This window comes from Antarcticirhabdus aurantiaca, from assembly GCF_009765365.1.
GTDB classification, from domain to species: domain Bacteria; phylum Pseudomonadota; class Alphaproteobacteria; order Rhizobiales; family Rhizobiaceae; genus Antarcticirhabdus; species Antarcticirhabdus aurantiaca.
Map to the genome: position 1 here is coordinate 29165 of NZ_VTOM01000026.1, position 18406 is coordinate 47570.

Consider the following 18406-nt stretch of genomic DNA (forward strand, 5'->3'; position numbering starts at 1 on the left):
GGCATCCGAAACGAACGAATCAGAGCCGGCGAGGGCCTCATGCACGAGAAAAGCGTCAAGGTGCGCCATTACCTCGCCGGCGGGCGCGAGTTCGCCGGCGGGATCGGCCGGCTGGTCGGCTACGTCGTCGACGCGGCCGGGCCCGATCAGGCGCACCGCCTGTCCGACACGCGCGGGCCCCGCTGGTCGCCGCCGCGCTCCCTGCCGCGCCTGGGGCTGGCGCTCGCCGCGATGCTGGGCGACCGGATCGTCGCGCCGGGCCGGATCCATCACATCCACGTCGCCGGGCGGGGGAGCACGATCCGGAAGCTGATCCTGGCGCGCCTCGCACGAGCGATCGGCTGCACCCATGTCCTGCATCTCCACGACAACGACTACGCGGCCGACCTCGCCGCGCGCACGCCCCGGCAGCTGGCGCGCATCCGCCGCATGTTCCAGGGCGCCGACCGGGTGGTGGTGCTCGGGCACCGGGACCGCGCCACGGTCGTCGAGCACCTCGGCGTCGCGCCCTCGCGGACCCTCGTCCTGCGAAACTGCGTCCCCGATCCCGGTCCCGCCGGTCCGCCGGACCGGCCGGTGCCGACCATCCTCTTTCTCGGCACGCTCGGGCCGCGAAAGGGCGTGCCGGAGCTTCTGGCGGCGCTCGCCAGTCCCGCCATGACCCGGCTCGACTGGCGCGCCGTGCTCGCCGGCGACGGAGCCGTCGCGTCCTATCTGCGCGAGGCTGCGCGCCTCGGGCTCGGCGAGCGCGTGTCGATGCCGGGCTGGCTCGGCCGTGCGGAAGCCGGTGCGCTCCTCGCCGGGGCCGACATCCTCGTCCTGCCCTCGCACGCCGAAGGCATGGCGATGGCGGTCATCGAGGGCCTGGCTCACGGCCGGGCAGTCGTCGCGACGCGCGTCGGCGCGCACGAGGAGGCCATCGAGCACGGCGTCAACGGCCTCTTCGCGCCGGTCGGCGATGCCGAGGCGCTGGCGGCGACGCTCGCCCGCCTCGTCGTCGATCCCGCGCTGCGGGCGCGCCTCGGGGCGGCGGCGCGCGCCAGCTATCTCGAGCGCTTCAGCATGGGCGCCTACATCGGACGGCTCGGCGCTCTCTACGGTTCGCTCGCCCCGGCTCCGTCGGGGCTCCTGGAACGGAAGACGACATGACCCGCGCCGACGACCTGTCCCGAGCCATGCACCTGCGCTACGCGGCGCCCCGTCCGGCCGAGCCGGACGGGGGCGAGCTCGACCTCGCCGGCATCGCCCGCATGCTGCGCCGTCGGATCTGGCTGATCGTCGCGCTCGTGGCGCTCGTCGCCGCCGCCGCCCTGCCGCCGATCCTGGCGCACCAGCCGATCTTCGTCGCCGCCTCCCGCGTCCTGATCCACCCGCCATCCTCGGCGGCGCTCACGGGCACCGACCGGCTGGACCCCGATCCCTTGAACCTCCAGACCGAGGTCGAGCGGCTGTTGTCGCGCGAGGCCGCCGTGCAGGTGATCCAACGGCTCGGCCTCGCGGACCGGGCCGAGTTCAACCCGGCTCTCGGCTCGCCCTCGCTCGTCGACGAGCTGAGGAGCGCCATCTCGTCGGCTCTCGGCGCCCTGACGGGAGAGGCCGCGGCGCCGGGAGCCGGCGAAGAGGCCTCCGCGGGGCGCGATCCTCTGGACCCGGTGGTCCGCTCCTTCTTCGACGCGCTGCGGATCAGCCGGGATCCGAGTTCGAACGTGATCGAGATCGGCTTTTCCTCGCACGATCCGGCGCTCGGCGCGGCCGTCCCGAACATGCTCCTGCGCGTCTACCTGGAGGCGCGCGAAGCCGAGCGGGTCCGGCGCCTGGCCGCGGCCGACAGTTGGCTGTCCGGCCGCATCGAGGCGCAGCGCCGGCGCGTGGCGGAGGCCGAGCGCGCGGTGAGCGACTTCGCGGCGGCGGGAGGGCTCGCCTCCAGCGAGCTTCTGGCCGGCAGCGTCCGGACGATCGGCGACCTCAACGCGCAGCGCGCCGGCATGGAACGCGCCCGCCGCGACCTGTCGGAAACGAGCGCGGCGCTGCGCCGGCCTCTCGCGCCGGAGGACAGGATCGTGCTGGTGGACACGCCGGTCGCAGCGGATCTCGGCCGGCAGCTGCAGCTGCAGCGCGGCGAGCTGCAGCGCCTTCTGGAGGTCTACGGCGCCGCAAGCCCCCAGGTCGTAGCGGCGCAGGGCGCGATCCGGACCACAACTGCCGCCATCGAGATCGAGGCGGCGCGCGCGGCGAAGGCGATCGACGTGCGCCTGGCCGGCATGGCGCGGGACGAGGTGCAGATGCAGGCCGGGCTCGCCTCGGCCGGCGCGGCGCTGCAGGACCAGTCCGCCGCGGCCGCGCGCCGGCGGGAGCTCGAGGCGGACGCCGCGAGCGAGCTGGGCGCGCTCGCGGCTCTCGAGGATCGGCGCCGGGCGCTCGCGGCCGAGCGCGCACTGCCCTCCGCCGAGGTCGAGGTTCTGTCGCCCGCCACGATGCCGCTTCGCCCCAGCGGGCGCGGCCGGGCCTTTCTGTTCGTGCTGGTTCTGGCCGGCGCGGCCTTCGCCGCGCTGACGGCCGCGACGCTGGCCGAGGTGATGGACCGCTCCGTCCGCAGCCCGTCCCAGCTGCGCCACGTCTTCGACGTCCTCCCCGCCGGTCTGGTGCACCGCCTTCCCCGGCGGGTCGCGCGGGATCTGCCCCGCTTTCTCTCGCGCCATCGGGACGGTGCCCTCGCCGACGCGATCCGCGGCGTGCTCGCGGGCGTGAAGCGGGCGAACGGCGGGCGGCTTCCCGACAGCCTGCTGGTCACCTCGCCGCTGCCGGGCGAGGGCAAGACCGCCCTGGCGGCGGCGCTCGCGGCCGAGCTGGCGGCCTCGCGCCCGGTGCTTCTCGTGGACTGCGACCCGACGCGCGGTCGCGTCCATGACCTGTTCGGAACCGCGGCCGGGCCGGGGCTCGTCGACGTGATCGAGGGCCGGATCGACGTCGCCGAGGCCGTTCGAACCGACGAGACGAGCGGCATCGCCTTCCTGACGCGGGGCTCGTCCCCCGGTCGGCCGCTGGATGCCGCGGCGCTGGAGGCCGTGCTCGCCTATGCCAAGGAGCACAAGCGGGTGGCGATCCTCGACGCATCCCCGGTCCTGGCGACGCTCACGCCCGCGCTTCTCGTCGAAGCGGTCGACGCGGTCCTCCTGGTCCTGCGATGGGGACAGACCGAACTGCGATGTGCGGAAGCGGCGATCGAGCGCCTGCGGGACGGCGAGCCCCGGCCGATCGCGGTCGTCATGAACAGGGTCGATCCGGGCCGCCACGCGCTCTACGGCTTCAACGATCCGATCGGCTGGTCGGCCCGCTTTCGATCCTATGCCGCCGGACCGTGAGGGGTCGCGGGCTGCGCGCCGCCGGATCGCTTGGGTAGCGTTCGCTTCAACGAGATATGCCGTCGGCGAGCGGGGGCTCGCCGACGGCTTGGGGAGATGAGGCGGTCAGCCGCTCATGCGCTCGAAGTTGGAGTCGCTGTCGAGATCGAGGCTGACGCCGCTGGCCGGCGAGGTCCTCGCCGGGCGCGCCGCCTTGCCCGGCGCGGAGCGCGTGCCGGCAAAGCGAGCCGCCTGCGCTTGCAGCGCGCGCGCGTCGCCGCCGACCGGATCGAGGGGAGCGAGCCCCGGCGCGGCGGTCGCCTGAGAGGACGGCGTGCCGAGGTTCGCGGTCGCGTCGAGCTTGAAGAAGCCGGCGCGCTCGTTGAGGCTGGAGGCCTCGCCCGACAGCGCCTCGGCGGTGGCCGTCATCTCGTTGGCCGCGCCGGCGTTGGCCTGCGTCACCTGGTCGAGCTGCACGATCGACTGGTTGATCTGCTCGATGCCGATCGACTGCTCGCGGCAGGCCGCCGAGATCTCCGAGATCAGCTCGGCCGTGCGCTGGATGGCGGGAAGCAGTGCGGTCATCTTCTGGCCGGCGCCCGAGGCGACGTCCAGGGTGCCGGTCGACAGCTCGCCGATCTCGGTGGCGGCCGCCTGCGCCCGCTCGGCGAGCTTGCGGACCTCCGAGGCGACGACAGCAAAGCCCTTGCCGTGGCTACCGGCGCGGGCCGCCTCGATGGCGGCGTTCAGCGCCAGGAGGTCGGTCTGGCGGGCGATCTCCTGAACGAGGCGCACCTTGTCGGCGACCTCGCCCATGGCCTGGACGGCCTTGGCGGTGGCGCCCGCCACGTCCTCGGCGAGATCGCGCGCCGTGCGGGCGGTGGTCTCGGCCTGCGTCGCGTTGTCGGCGTTCTGCCGCACGTTCGCGGTCATCTCCTCCACCGCCGCCGAGGTTTCCTCCGAGGCCGCCGCCTGCTCCGTCGAGCCCGACGACAGCTGCTCGGCCGTCGTCGCCGACTGGCGCGAGTTCGACGCCATCTGCGTCGCCGATCCCAGAACGCCCGAAACGATGGTGTTCAGCTTCAGCCGCATCTGGCAGATCGTCGTGAGAAGGTCGCCGATCTCGTCGTTGTAGCTGTGGACGATGCGCTCGGAGATGTCGCCGCGGCCGATCTTCTCCGCGTGGTGCATGGCCAGCTTCAGGCCGCGTCGCAGCGAGATCGATATCCAGGCGGCGGCCATCGTGCCGGCCAGGAGCGCCGCGAGAACCACGGCGACGAGCATGGTCCTGGTGGAGGCGTAGTTGGCCTCCATCTCTTCGCGCATGCTCTTCGCGACGGATTGCTCGTATCCGAGAAGCTCGGAGACTTGCTTGCTCATCGTCGAGGTGACCGGGCGAACCTGCTCGATGGCGAGCGTGCCGGCATCGGCGTCGGTATTGGCGGACCCGAGCGAGAAGATCTGGCGCGCGACGTCCAGGAATTCGCCTCCGGTCGCAGCCGACTGGGCGATGTCGCCGGCGTACGGCGTGCCTTTACCGGCCGCCTCGTAGTCCGCGAGGTGCTCCTTGAAGGAGGCGACGCTCGCTTCGAAGGCGGTCTCGGCCGCTTGGAGACGCGCCGGTTGGTTTTCCGCAACGGCATCCATCATCAGGTAGCGAACGGTCTGGAGCTCGGTCCGCAGATCCGCGTTGATCGGGCGAGCCGGGCCGTCGAAGCGCGCGGCCAGCATCTGCTCGCGCGTCTGCGTCAGCTCGTTCAAAAGGCGCGAGCCGAGCGGCTCGCCCTTCGCGGCGTTGAGTTCGAGCGCCCGGGTGATGGAATTGCGTTGCGACAGATCCATCGCCTTGGTGGCGTTCTGGATCCACGTCTCCAGATTGGCGAGAACCTCGTTCGTTCGCGCGATCGACGCGGTGTCGGTCTTGGCGATCGCCTCGCGATAAACGACGAGGCCGCTCTTCGTCTGGTTGTAGGTGTCCTCGATCGTCTTGCGCAGCTCTGTCTTCTGCTCATCGACGTTGGTCATGATCAGCGCGTTGAGCGAACGCCCCAGCGCCTCGATTTCCCGCCCGACGTCGCCGAGACGGTTCGACTGGGTGTAGGGGCGCTCGGCGAACGAGATTATCGTCTCGTTGGCCGAGCCGAGGCTCGATATGCCGAGATAACCCGAGCCGGCCAGCATCAGGAGTGTGCCGGCAAAAGCGCCGGCAAGCTTTGCGTTGATTGTCAGGCGCACGACGATGAAACCCTTTATCGCCCGGGAATCGCATGTTTCCTGAGCTGGGATGGAACTCGCGCACCGCTTGTAAGGGACAGAGCTTATCCTTAGCTTATCATGCGGCTAAGTATAACCCACTACGCATTCTGAGGTAGAGGTTTCTGTACAATACCCGTTCAGGTTTTATGTCGCCGGCTTGATCGGGCGCATGCGTCATTCCACCCCGACTGTTCGATCTGTTTGGACATTTTGGATGTATAGGTAGGTCTCGCGTGTCGGCAGATGCCGGCTGATCTTGCAAGTCGAAGGCAGCAGGACGTATTTCGACCCGGGATGCCGGTCTACGGGGTAAGCAAGCTGATGCGCTTGCTTGCGGCCTCGGGAGCCGGGCGCGGCTCGGCGCGATCCGAGCGCGCTTCAAAGCACGCGATAGGGCACGAAGCGGCGCAGGTGCATGTCGACCGCGATCGGTCGTTCGGTCGGCGGAAAGGCGCGCTGATCGCAGTCCCGCCGCGGGCACAGGCGGCACGTCGCGCCGATCGGCGTTCCCGGCCCCTCGACGTCGATCCCGTCAGCGTAGACGAACGAGGCGGCGTGGTCCGCTTCGCAGCCGAGCGCCACGGCGTAGCGCCTCGGCGGCCGGGAATAGGATCCGGACGGCTTGACCAGCCCCTTGGCCATGGACACGTAGCGCACCCCGTCCGGCATCTCGGCAAGCTGGACGAGGACCCGGTCGGGGATGGCGACGGCTTCGTGAACGATCCACAAGGGGCAGGCGCCGCCGAACCGGGCGAACTGCAGGCGCGTGGCGGAATGGCGCTTGGTGATGTTGCCCGCCATGTCGACCCGGCAGAAGAAGAAGGGCACGCCCAGCGCGTCCGGCCTTTGCAGCATCGACAGGCGATGGCAGGTCTGCTCGAAGCTGGTGGCGAAGCGCTCGCGCAGGCGGTCGATGTCGTGCCTGACGAGCCGGGCGTGGCGCCGGAAGAGCCCGTAGGGCATCAGCAGCGCCGAGGCGCCGTAGTTCGCGAGCCCGGCTTCCAGAAGATGGCGCTCCTCGACGCTCGGAAGCCCTGACGCCGAGACGATCTGCGCGATGATGCCGCCGAACGACAATTGGGCGATCTGGTTGGCGATCATGAAGCGCCGGGTTTCGGGGGGAAGCGCGCGGCCGAGCGTCAGCCGGCGGCTGTCGGCGTCGAAGCGGCGCAGGACCCCGTCGCCAATCGCCTTGCTGTCGTCGCGCAGGACGACGTCGTGCCGGGCGAGAAGAAACGCCGCGAGGTCGGTTTCGCGCGGCGGCGCCCCCGCGATCTCGGCGGACAGGGCTTCCGCCGCGACGTCCAGCGCATGGATGTAGTTGCCCGCCTCGTGAAACCAGTCGCGCACCCGCTCCCAGGGCAGGCGTCCGCGCTCGGCCGCGCTGACGGCGAGCTCCTCGTCGGCCATCGACCGGCGTTCCTGCATCTCGCGCCACGAGGAATGCAGCCGGACGATCCGCTCCGCCAGGACCGGCTGGCGCTCCAGCACCTTGAGGATCCGTCCACGGTCGTCGAGGCCGTCGAACAGCGGATCGTCGAGAAGGTCGACCAGCGAGGCGGCCCGGCGGCCCCTCGCCATGCGGCGGTCCGTCCAGTCCAGCGGAAAGGTTTCAGCCAGGCGCGCCGCGACGGCCGCGGTGAGGGGCCGGACGTCGTTCTCGAGCTGGGACAGGTAGCTGACGGAGATGTCGAGGCGCCGGGCCATCTCGGCTTGGCGCAGGCCTTGCGAGGCCCGCAGGGCGCGCAGGTCCGCGCCGACGTAATCTCCCACGGTTCACCGCCCCTTGCAAAATGTTCGCTTCGCAACTTCGCAACACCACATTTGCACGGGCGCCGTCCGGCTGGAAGAAGACGAGGACGATGCCAAGCGTTCACCGAAAAGGGTGCGGATGCAGGACATTCTGACGGGTTTCGAACAGAAGCGTGCGCGCGCGCGGGCCGGCGGGGGCGAACGCCGCGTCGCCGCCCAGCATGCCAAGGGCAAGCTGACGGCGCGCGAGCGCCTCGAGGTGCTGCTCGACGAGGGCTCGTTCGAGGAGCTCGACATGTTCGTCGAGCACAACTGCACCGACTTCGGCATGGAGACCCAGGTGATCCCCGGCGACGGCGTCGTCACGGGATCGGGCACGATCAACGGTCGGCTGGTCTTCGTCTTCAGCCAGGACTTCACGGTCTTCGGCGGCTCGCTGTCCGAGCGTCACGCGCAGAAGATCTGCAAGATCATGGACATGGCCATGAAGGTCGGGGCCCCCGTGATCGGCCTCAACGATTCGGGCGGGGCGCGCATCCAGGAGGGCGTGGCCTCGCTCGGCGGCTATGCCGAGGTGTTCCAGCGGAACGTCCTTGCCTCCGGCGTCGTGCCCCAGCTCAGCCTGATCATGGGCCCTTGCGCCGGCGGGGCGGTCTATTCGCCGGCCATGACCGATTTCATCTTCATGGTGAAGGACTCGTCCTACATGTTCGTCACCGGTCCCGACGTGGTGAAGACGGTGACCAACGAGGTCGTCACGCAGGAAGAGCTCGGCGGCGCCGTCACCCACACCACCAAGTCCGCCGTCGCCGACTGCGCCTTCGAGAACGACATCGAGGCGCTTCTCGCCGCGCGCGACTTCATCGGCTTCCTGCCGGCCTCGAATCGCTCGGGCGTGCCGGTGCGACCCTGCCAGGATCCGTTCGACCGGCTGGAGCCGAGCCTCGACACGCTGATCCCGCCCTCGGCGAGCCAGCCCTACGACATGCACGAGCTGATCGTGAAGACCGTCGACGACGGCGAGTTCTTCGAGATCCAGCCCACCCATGCCGGCAACATCATCACCGGCTTCGGTCGGATCGAGGGGCGCACGGTCGGCTTCGTCGCCAACCAGCCGACGGTGCTCGCCGGCTGCCTCGACATTAACGCTTCCAAGAAGGCGGGGCGGTTCGTGCGCTTCTGCGACGCCTTCGAGATCCCCATCGTCACCTTCGTCGACGTGCCCGGCTTCCTGCCGGGCGTCGGCCAGGAGCACAACGGCATCATCAAGCACGGGGCGAAGCTCCTCTTCGCCTACGGCGAGGCGACGGTCCCGAAGATCACGGTGATCACCCGCAAGGCCTATGGCGGGGCCTACGACGTGATGGCCTCCAAGCACCTGCGCGGCGATCTCAACTATGCCTGGCCGACCGCCGAGATCGCGGTGATGGGCGCCAAGGGCGCTGTCGAGATCATCTTCCGCGGTAGGAGCCCGGAGGAGATCGCGGCCCGCACCGCCGAATACGAGGCGCGCTTCGCCAACCCGTTCGTGGCGGCCTCCAAGGGCTTCGTCGACGAGGTGATCATGCCCCGCGCGACGCGCCGGCGCGTCGCGCTGGCGCTGCGCAAGCTCAGGCACAAGCAGCTCGCCAATCCGTGGAAGAAGCATGACAACATCCCGCTCTGAACCTTTCGGGGACCGCGCGGGCCTGCTCGGCCGGCTGAACCACGTCGGCGTCGCGGTGCCGAGCGTCGACGCGGCGCTCGGGCGCTACCGCGCGCTGTTCGGAACGGACGCGGTGGGCGCGCCCTTCGACCTGGAGCCCCAGGGCGTTCGCGTCTGCTTCGTCTCGGCCGGCAACACCGAGATCGAGCTGATCGCCCCGCTCGGCGCGGACTCGCCGCTGCGCGGCTTCCTGGAGCGCAACCCGGCCGGCGGGCAGCATCACGTCGCCTACGAGGTGCCCGACGTCGAGGCGGCGCGGGACGCCTTCGCCGGCCTCGGCGTCCGGGCGCTCGGCGAGCCGCGGCCGGGAGCGCATGGCAGCCTCGTCCTGTTCCTGCACCCGAAGGACATGGGCGGCGTCCTGGTGGAGCTGATGGAGCCGCCGGCGGCCGGCCATTGAAGGAGGATCGAGCCATGGGCGACAAACCGACGCGCGCCGACTGGGAGGCCCTGGCCGCAAAGGAGACCAGGGGACGCGACCTGACCTGGGAAACGCCCGAGGGCATCGCGGTGAAGCCCCTCTACACGGCGGAGGACTTGAACGGCTGGGATCCCGGCCTGCCGGGCTTTGCGCCCTTCACCCGCGGCGTGAAGGCCTCGATGTATGCGGGCCGGCCCTGGACGATCCGGCAATATGCCGGCTTCTCGACGGCCGAGGAGTCGAACGCTTTCTATCGGCGCAACCTCGCGGGCGGCCAGAAGGGACTGTCGGTCGCCTTCGACCTCGCCACCCATCGCGGCTATGATTCCGACCATCCCCGCGTGTCCGGCGACGTCGGCAAGGCGGGGGTCGCCATCGACACCGTCGAGGACATGAAGATCCTCTTCGACGGCATCCCGCTCGGGGAAATGAGCGTGTCGATGACCATGAACGGGGCGGTGATCCCGGTTCTCGCCTTCTTCGTCGTGGCGGCGGAGGAGCAGTGCGTGCCGATGGAGCGGCTGGAGGGCACGATCCAGAACGACATCCTCAAGGAGTTCATGGTCCGCAACACCTACATCTACCCGCCCGGGCCCTCGATGCGGATCGTCGCGGACATCATCGCCTTCACGAGCGCGAGGATGCCGAAGTTCAACTCCATTTCGATTTCCGGCTACCATATGCAGGAGGCCGGGGCGACGCAGGTGCAGGAGCTCGCCTTCACCATCGCAGACGGCATGGAATACGTGCGGGCGGCGAAGACCAGGGGTCTCGACGTCGACGCCTTCGCCGGGCGCCTGTCCTTCTTCTTCGCGATCGGCATGAACGTCTTCATGGAGGTCGCGAAGCTCCGGGCCGCGCGCTTCCTGTGGCACCGGGCGATGACGCAGCTCGGCGCGCGGGAGGAGCGCTCCAAGGTGCTGCGCACCCACTGCCAGACGAGCGGCGTTTCGCTGCAGGAGCAGGACCCGCACACCAACGTCATCCGCACCACGATCGAGGCCATGGCGGCCGTGCTCGGCGGCACGCAGTCGCTGCACACGAATGCCCTGGATGAGGCGATCGCGCTGCCGACCGACTTTTCCGCCCGGATCGCGCGCAACACCCAGCTCGTGATCGCCGAGGAGAGCGGCATTCCGCACGTCGTCGATCCGCTCGGCGGCTCCTACTACGTCGAGAGCCTGACGCGCGAGATCGCGGACGCGGCCTGGGCGATCGTCGAGCGCGTGGAGACCGAAGGCGGCATGGCCAAGGCGGTCGCGGCCGGCTGGCCGAAGGCGATGATCGAGGAGGCCGCCGCGGCCAAGGCCGCCCGGATCGACCGGGGCGAGGACGTCGTCGTCGGCGTCAACAAGTATCGCCTGCCGGAGGGCGAAGCGGACGCGCTGGAGATCCTCGCCGTCGACAATCATCTGGTCCGCGAAGGGCAGGTGCGGCGGCTGGAGGCGAACCGGCGCGGGCGCGACGAGGCGGCCTGCAGGCGGGCGCTGGAGGCCCTGCGCCAGGGGGCGCGGGGCGAGGGCAACCTCCTGGAGCTTGCGATCGAAGCCGCGCGGGCGCGGGCGACGCTCGGCGAGATCTCGGCGGCGATGGAGGACGTCTTCGGGCGCTTCGAGACGAAGCCGACGCCGGTTTCCGGGGTCTACGGCGCGGCGCAAGGGGCGGACCCGAAATGGCAGGCCTTGCGCGAGGGCGTCGAGGCGGTGTCGCGGCGGCTCGGGCGCGCGCCGCGCCTGTTCGTCGCCAAGATGGGCCAGGACGGGCACGACCGCGGCGCCAACCTCGTCGCCTCCGTCTTCGGCGATCTCGGCTTCGAGGTCGTGCCGGGCACGCTGTTCCAGACGCCGGAGGAGGCCGCGCGCATTGCCATCGAGAGCGACGTCGACGTCGTCGGCGCCTCCTCGCTGGCGGCGGGCCACCGGACGCTGATCCCCGAGATGATCGGGCACCTGCGGGACGCCGGGCGGGCCGACATCCGGGTGGTCGCGGGCGGCGTCATCCCGGCGCAGGACTATGCCGAGCTGCGCGCGGCGGGGGTCGCGGAGATCTTCGGCCCCGGCACCAACCTCGTGGACGCCGCGGGGCGGGTGCTCCGCCTCCTCGGCCACAACATGCCGCCGGCTTGAGTTCAACGCGAAGGATCGAGTTCACCGTGTTCAAGAAGATCCTCATCGCCAATCGCGGCGAGATCGCCTGCCGGGTCATGCGGACCGCCAAGCGGATGGGCATCGCGACGGTCGCGGTCTATTCGGACGCCGACGCGCGGGCGCCGCACGTTCAGATGGCCGACGAGGCGGTGCGGCTCGGGCCGGCGCCGGCCGCCGAGAGCTACCTGCGCGCCGACCTGATCCTGGAGGCCGCGAAGGCGGTCGGCGCCGACTGCATCCATCCCGGCTACGGCTTCCTGTCGGAGCGCGAGAGCTTCGCGAGGAGCTGCGCCGAGGCCGGCATCGCCTTCGTCGGGCCGCCGCCGGAGGCCATCGCGGCGATGGGCGACAAGATCCAGTCGAAGAAGCTCGCGGCGAAAGCCGGCGTCAACGTCGTGCCGGGCTATCTCGGGGAGATCGCCTCGACCGAGGACGCCGTGTCGATCGCGGGTGAGATCGGCTTTCCCGTGATGATGAAGGCGTCGGCCGGCGGCGGCGGCAAGGGCATGCGCCTCGCCTGGACGCAAGCGGACGTTCGCGAGGGCTTCGAGGCGGTGAAGCGCGAGGGCCTCGCGAGCTTCGGCGACGACCGCGTCTTCATCGAGAAGTTCATTCAGGAGCCGCGCCACATCGAGATCCAGGTGCTCGGCGACAAGCACGGCACCGTGCTCTACCTCGGCGAGCGCGAATGCTCGATCCAGCGCCGGCACCAGAAGGTCGTGGAGGAGGCGCCGTCGCCCTTCGTGACGCCGCAGATGCGGCGCGCCATGGGCGAGCAGGCCGTGGCGCTGGCGAAGGCCGTCGGCTACCACTCGGCCGGCACGGTGGAGCTCATCGTCTCGGGCGCCGATCCGAGCGGAGAGAGCTTCTACTTCCTCGAGATGAACACTCGCCTCCAGGTCGAGCATCCCGTGACCGAGCTCGTCACCGGCCTCGACCTCGTCGAGGAGATGATCCGCGTGGCGGCTGGCGAGAAGCTGCGCGTCGCGCAGGAGGACGTGCGGCTCGACGGCTGGTCGATCGAGACGCGCGTCTATGCCGAGGATCCCTATCGCGGCTTCCTGCCCTCGACCGGGCGCCTCGTGCGCTACGGGCCGCCGCCGGCCGGCACGCGCCCGAACGGCGGCACGGTGCGCGTCGACGACGGCGTCACTGAGGGCTCGGAAATCTCGCGCTTCTACGACCCGATGATCGCCAAGCTCGTCACGCATGGCGAGACCCGCGAGGCGGCCGCCGACCTCCAGGTCGAGGCCCTGGACCGGTTCCGGATCGAGGGCATCGGCCACAACGTCGACTTCCTGTCGGCGCTGATGCAGCACCCGCGCTTCCGCGAGGGGCACCTGACCACGGGCTTCATCGCGGAGGAGTATCCGGAGGGTTTTTCCGGCGCGCCCGCCTCCGAGGCGCTCGGGCACCGGCTCGCCGTCGTCGCGGCCGTGGCGGACCATGCCTGGCGGGCGCGCGACGCGAGCCTGTCGGGGCAGCTCGGCGGGCCGATCGCCATTGCGGAGGCCCGCATCGTCTCGATCGGCGGCACGCGGCACGACGTTCGGGTTCGCGGCGAAGGCGAGGGGCTCTGGCGCGTCGATCTCGCCGGCCTGTCCGCCGAGGTGCGCAGCGCCTGGCGGCCGGGGCAGGCGGTCTTCGAGGGGACGATCGACGGCGAGCCCGTCGCGATGCGCCTGCGCCGGCGCCCCGGCGGCTTCGACCTCGTCGCGCGCGGCGCGACTCACCGGGCGACGATCGGCACGGCGCGGCTCTTCGAGCTGTCGGCCCATATGCTGGAAAAAACGCCGCCCGACCTGTCGCGGCTCCTGATCTGCCCGATGCCGGGCCTTCTCACGCAGCTCCACGTCAAGGCGGGCGACCGCGTCGAGGCGGGCCAGCCGCTGGCCGTGGTCGAGGCGATGAAGATGGAGAACATCCTGCGCGCGACCAAGCCGGGCACCGTCGCCCGTGTCGCGGCCGCGCCCGGCGACAGCCTCGCCGTCGATCAGATCATCCTGGAAATGAGCTGACGGGCCGCCTCGTCCGCTCCGATCCCTGACCCCGACCGGACCAAACCAAGCGCGCAAGCGCGAGCGCCCGGCCATGTCCCTGGCGCGGAAGGCTCGGGCGTCGGCGCGATCGATTTCCGCTCGACCTTTGCGTTATTTCGGTATCCTGTTGCGTGTGCCCCACCGAGGAGCCGAAGGTCCTTGTCGGGATGGTGGTCGGCAAGGGCGGGGTCCGGCCAGTCTCGAGCGGCCAAGACGGACCGAGGGATCCACCGCATTCCGGATCCCGCTACCCGAGTCCACAATTCTCCGTTGACAACAACCAAAGAAAACGGTTTCCTTGGTTGAGGAAAACGTTTTTCTGCGACGCACACAATGGCGCTTGACGATTCGGAACCTGCGGGCGATCCGCCTTCGGACAAGGACGATGCACCTGGTCGGGCCGGGCGCGTCACCATCCGGCAGGTCGCGAGCATGGCCGGCGTCAGCGTCGCGACGGCCTCCAAGGCGCTGAACGAGCGCGGCAGCATGATGCCGCAAACGCGCGAGCGGGTTCAGGCCGCCGCCCGCGCCTTGAACTTCCGGCCGAACGCCATGGCCCGCGCGCTCGTCTCGCAGCGCTCCTTCACCCTCGGCCTTCTGACCAACGACACCTACGGTCGCTTCACCCTGCCGGTCGCGGCCGGCCTTTCGGAGGCCATGGTCGATCGCGGCGTGTCGGTCTTTCTCTGCGCCATCGAGGACGATCCCGAGCGGGCGCGGGTCAACCTCGACGCCATGCAGGAGAAGTGCGTCGACGGGCTCGTTCTCGCCGGCAAGCGCGTCGATCGCGCCTTGCCGCTGGACCTTTCGGGACTGAGCCTGCCCGTCGTCCACGTCTACTCGGCCCGGCCGCCGGGCGGCATCGGCTTCGAGCCGGACGACGAGGCGGGCGCCGCGCTCGCGGTCGCGCACCTTGCCGGGCTCGGGCGTCGGCGCATCGCCCACGTCACCGGTCCGGTCGGCTTCGCCGCCGTCCCCATGCGCGAGGCCGGCTGGCGCCGGGCGCTGGCCGAGGCGGGCCTTTCGCCCTTCGGCGAGCCGTTGTCGGGCGAGTGGTCGGAGGATTTCGGCTTTCGCGCCGCCGGCCTCCTGTTCGGGCCGGAGACCGGACCGGAGCGCCCGGACGCCGTATTCTGCGGAAACGACCAGATCGCCCGCGGCCTCATGGACGCCCTGGCGCTGATGGGCGTCGGCGTGCCGGACGACGTGGCCGTCGTCGGCTTCGACAACTGGGAGATCTTCGCGCAGGCGACCCGTCCGGCCCTGACCAGCGTCGACATGGCGCTCAAGGAAGTCGGCCGGCAGGCGGGCCTGACGATTCTCGACATGATCGACGGGAAGCGGGTCGAGCCGGGCACGCGGCGACTGCCGTGCCGCCTCGTGGTGCGCCGCTCCTGCGGCGGCGCGGGCGGCTGAGGCCGAGCCGTCGCCGAGGCGCCGTCCGGGAGGAACGGGGCGGGCCTCGCAGCAGACATGAATCGCGCACCGCCGAGGGGCGGGCGCATCCAGGGAGGAGTGCAGACCAATGATCATCCGCCACTTCGCGCGGCTCGGCGCCCTCGCCGCCGCAGTCTCCGCCTTCGCGCCGGGCGCGCAGGCCGACACCTTCACCCTTTGGGCGCGCGCCGACAGCTCGACCTTCATGCCCAAGCTCGTCGACGCCTTCAACGCGAGCCAGAGCGGGCACAAGGCCGAGCTGCAGATCGTCCCGACCAACGAGCTCGTCCAGAAGTACGCCGTCGCCGCGGCCGGCGGCACGGCTCCGGACGCGCTCTCGCTCGACCTCATCTACACGCCCTCCTTCGCCGCGTCCGGGCAGCTTCAGGACATCACGGATCTGGCGAAGTCGCTGCCCTACTTCGACCAGCTCTCCAAGGCGCACCTGTCGGTCGGCACCTATGGGGACCGCATCTACGGCCTGCCCTTCTCGGCCGATTCCTCCGTCCTCGTCTGGAACAAGACGCTCTTCCGCGAGGCCGGGCTCGATCCGGACAAGGGGCCGACGACCTGGGCCGAGATCCGCGCGGACGCCGAGAAGGTCGACGCGCTCGGCAACGGCGTCGACGGCTTCTACTTCTCGGGCAATTGCGGCGGCTGCAACATCTTCACCTTCACGCCGCTGATCTGGGCGTCGGGCGGCGACATCTTCAACGCCGACGGCACAGAGGCGACCATCGACACGCCGCAGATGCGCGACGCCCTTGCCTTCTACCAGGGCATGGTGAAGGACGGCCTCGTGCCCGCGGGCTCGCAGACCGACACGGGCTCGAACTTCTTCGCCGCCTTCGCCACCGGCAAGATCGGCATCTCGCCCTCCGGCGCGTTTGCCATCGGCGCCCTCAACGAGCAGTTCCCCGACCTCGAATACGGCGTGACCTTCCTGCCCGGCAAGGACGGCGGCTCCTCCTCCTTCGCGGGCGGCGACAACTTCGTCGTGTCCAACGGCACGGACAAGATGGAGGCGATCAAGGCCTTCCTCGACTACGCCTATTCGCCGGAAGGCCAGACGCTGCTCGCCCGGAACGGCTCGCTGCCGGTGCGCGCCGACGTCGCCAAGGAGGCGCTCGCCGGGCTCGACGAGCGCTACCTCATCGCGGCGGAAGCCATGGCGAACGGCAAGACGCCCTATTCCGTGGTGTTCAACGACCTCATCAACTCCGCGAACGGCCCCTGGATCAGCATGCTGAACAAGGCCTTCTTCGGCGACGAAGCCTCGATCGGCCCCGCGGTCGAGGAGGGCCAGGCGGCCATGCAGTCGATCATCGACACCGCCGGCTGACACGTCGCCGCGGCGGCGGGCGGACAGCCTCCCGGTCCGCCCGCCGCCGCACTCCATCATCCCACAGCTTCGCCCCGACGCCCCGTCGGCGGAGAAAGGCTCGCCTCATGTCGGCCATCACCGGACAGGCCCTTGCCGCGCGCCCGGCGGTTTCCTCCCGACGTTCCAGGCGCCGGCGGCGCGACCTTGCCGGCCTCCTCTACGTGGCGCCGGCGCTCGCGCTCGTTCTCGTGTTCTTCGTCCTGCCGCTCGGCACGACGGTGTGGATGTCGCTGCACAACTGGCCGCTCCTCGGGCTGCCCCGCTGGATCGGCCTCGCCAACTACAAGGCCCTGTGGAACGACAAGGCCTTCTGGCGGGCCCTCGGCTTCACCAGCTACTACACGCTCTTCGCCACGATCGGGCTTCTGGGCACGGGCCTCGCCCTCGCCCTCTTCGCGCAAGGCACGGGCCGCGCCGTCGCGCTCTACCGCACCGCCTTCTTCCTGCCGGTGGTGATCGGCTTCGCCTCGGCGAGCCTCCTCTGGGCCTGGCTCGCCAACGTCGATTCCGGCCTCTTTCCCGCGCTCTTCGAGGCGCTCGGGCTGACGAGCGGCCGCGTCAACATCCTTGCCACCTTCGATCCGGCCTTCTGGTCGGTGACGGTCATGGTCGTCTGGAAGATGGCCGGCTTCTACATGGTGATCCTGATGAGCGGCCTTCAGTCCATTCCCGCCGACTACACCGAGGCCGCCCGCATCGACGGGGCGAGCGCGCTCCAGCGCTTCCGCCACATCACCCTGCCCTTGATCCGCCGGCCCTTCGCGCTGGCGCTGGTCCTGTGCGTCTCGGGCTCGATGCTGGCCTTCGACCAGTTCTACATCATCCTGGCCGGCGGCCCGCAGAACCAGACCGTGACGGCCGTCTACTGGATCTTCAACACCTCCTTCGTGTCGTTCCGCCTCGGCTACGGCGCGGCGCTGTCGATGGTGCTCCTCGTCATCCTGGTCGCGCTCAGCGTCGTCCAGATGTGGCTCCTCCGGGACAAGGAGGAGGCGCGGTGAGCCTCGCCCTCGACACGCCCGCCGCCGCGTCCGCCGGTGCAACGCCGCCCCGGCCCCGCAGGAGGCTGCGCCCGGCCGATCGCCTCCACCGCGCGCTGTTCCACCTCGCCGGCATCCTCGTCGCGGTCCTGTTCCTCGCGCCGATCGCCTTCCTGGTGCTCGCCGCCTTCCGCCCGGCCGCCGAGGCGGTGAACCCGCCGCTGCCGCCCTGGCCGAAGGCGGGGCCGAGCCTCGACAGCTTCGCCCGGCTCGACGGCTTCGGCGAGGGCATCTGGCACTATGCCGGCAACTCGCTGATCGTCGCGCTCGCGACCGCCGCGCTGACCATCCTCGTCTCGGTGCTCGCCGGCTACGGCTTCTCGCGCTACCGCTTCCCCTTGAAGAGCCTCGTCTTCGTCATGATCCTCGCGACGATCATGGTGCCCTTCCAGTCGATCCTGACGCCGCTCTTCCTGGTGCTGGCCAAGCTCGGCCTCCAGAACACGCTGGTCGGCCTCGTCCTCATCTACGTCACGCTGCAGCTGCCCTTTTCCGTCTTCATGATGCGGAACGCCTTCGACGCGATCCCCAAGGAGATCGAGGAGGCCGCGCGCATCGACGGGGTGCGGGGGCTCAAGCTCCTCCTTCGGGTGCTCACGCCGCTGGCGCTGCCCGGCATCGTTTCGGTCGGCCTCTTCGCCTTCCTCAACGCCTGGAACGAGTTCCTCGCCGCCCTCGTGTTCCTCACCGACGAGCGCAACTACACGCTCCCCGTCATGATGATGGTGGTGCGCCAGGGCCGCTTCGGCTCGATCGACTGGGGCGCGCTCCAGGCGGGCGTGACGCTGATGATGGTCCCCTGCCTCCTCCTGTTCCTGTCCCTCCAGCGCTTCTACATCCGCGGCCTGACGGCCGGCGCGGTGAAGTGAACCACCGAAGGTCAC

The 18406-nt window shown here is 70.3% G+C and carries 12 protein-coding genes; 10 read left to right on the plus strand and 2 right to left on the minus strand.

What is annotated here, in order from left to right:
- The first annotated feature begins 39 nt into the window (after nt 1–39).
- Nucleotides 40–1149 (plus strand): glycosyltransferase family 4 protein, encoded by a 1110-nt coding sequence (locus tag FZN60_RS24070; protein ID WP_158876064.1) that lies wholly within the window; start codon nt 40–42, stop codon nt 1147–1149.
- Nucleotides 1146–3362 carry a GumC family protein gene (locus FZN60_RS24075; protein ID WP_158876065.1) on the plus strand — a complete coding sequence of 739 codons (2217 nt, stop codon included), beginning with the start codon at nt 1146–1148 and terminating at the stop codon, nt 3360–3362. The genes FZN60_RS24070 and FZN60_RS24075 overlap by 4 nt, the downstream gene beginning before the upstream one ends.
- Nucleotides 3363–3467: 105 nt before the next feature.
- On the opposite strand, the gene FZN60_RS24080 is transcribed toward FZN60_RS24075, so the two are convergent.
- Nucleotides 3468–5576 carry a HAMP domain-containing methyl-accepting chemotaxis protein gene (locus FZN60_RS24080; protein ID WP_246727134.1) on the minus strand — a complete coding sequence of 703 codons (2109 nt, stop codon included), beginning with the start codon at nt 5574–5576 and terminating at the stop codon, nt 3468–3470.
- 399 nt (nt 5577–5975) lie between these two features.
- Nucleotides 5976–7370, minus strand: coding sequence for a helix-turn-helix domain-containing protein (locus FZN60_RS24085; RefSeq protein WP_158876066.1), 1395 nt, complete (start codon nt 7368–7370; stop codon nt 5976–5978).
- 118 nt (nt 7371–7488) lie between these two features.
- On the opposite strand from FZN60_RS24085, the gene FZN60_RS24090 reads away from it, so the two are divergent.
- The 8 genes from FZN60_RS24090 to FZN60_RS24125 all read left to right on the plus strand — a co-directional run bounded on the left by FZN60_RS24090 (nt 7489) and on the right by FZN60_RS24125 (nt 18391).
- Entirely contained in the window at nt 7489–9015 is a 1527-nt protein-coding gene (locus tag FZN60_RS24090; RefSeq protein WP_158876067.1) for an acyl-CoA carboxylase subunit beta, read from the plus strand.
- A gap of 22 nt (nt 9016–9037) precedes the next feature.
- Nucleotides 9038–9454 carry a methylmalonyl-CoA epimerase gene (gene mce / locus FZN60_RS24095; protein WP_199266641.1) on the plus strand — a complete coding sequence of 139 codons (417 nt, stop codon included), beginning with the start codon at nt 9038–9040 and terminating at the stop codon, nt 9452–9454.
- A 14-nt stretch (nt 9455–9468) separates the two neighbouring features.
- Nucleotides 9469–11601, plus strand: a complete 2133-nt coding sequence (scpA, locus tag FZN60_RS24100; protein ID WP_158876069.1) for a methylmalonyl-CoA mutase — start codon at nt 9469–9471, stop codon at nt 11599–11601.
- A 26-nt stretch (nt 11602–11627) separates the two neighbouring features.
- Nucleotides 11628–13640: an acetyl-CoA carboxylase biotin carboxylase subunit gene (locus FZN60_RS24105; protein WP_158876070.1), complete on the plus strand. Its 2013-nt coding sequence runs from the start codon at nt 11628–11630 to the stop codon at nt 13638–13640.
- Nucleotides 13641–13994: 354 nt separating this feature from the next.
- Nucleotides 13995–15077 (plus strand): LacI family DNA-binding transcriptional regulator, encoded by a 1083-nt coding sequence (locus FZN60_RS24110; RefSeq protein ID WP_158876071.1) that lies wholly within the window; start codon nt 13995–13997, stop codon nt 15075–15077.
- Between the two features lie 109 nt (nt 15078–15186).
- Nucleotides 15187–16440: an ABC transporter substrate-binding protein gene (locus FZN60_RS24115; protein ID WP_158876072.1), complete on the plus strand. Its 1254-nt coding sequence runs from the start codon at nt 15187–15189 to the stop codon at nt 16438–16440.
- A gap of 107 nt (nt 16441–16547) precedes the next feature.
- On the plus strand, nt 16548–17483 hold the full coding sequence (locus tag FZN60_RS24120; protein WP_158876073.1) for a carbohydrate ABC transporter permease: 936 nt from the start codon (nt 16548–16550) through the stop codon (nt 17481–17483).
- A 65-nt stretch (nt 17484–17548) separates the two neighbouring features.
- On the plus strand, nt 17549–18391 hold the full coding sequence (locus tag FZN60_RS24125) for a carbohydrate ABC transporter permease (RefSeq protein WP_158876116.1): 843 nt from the start codon (nt 17549–17551) through the stop codon (nt 18389–18391).
- Nucleotides 18392–18406: the final 15 nt, after the last annotated feature.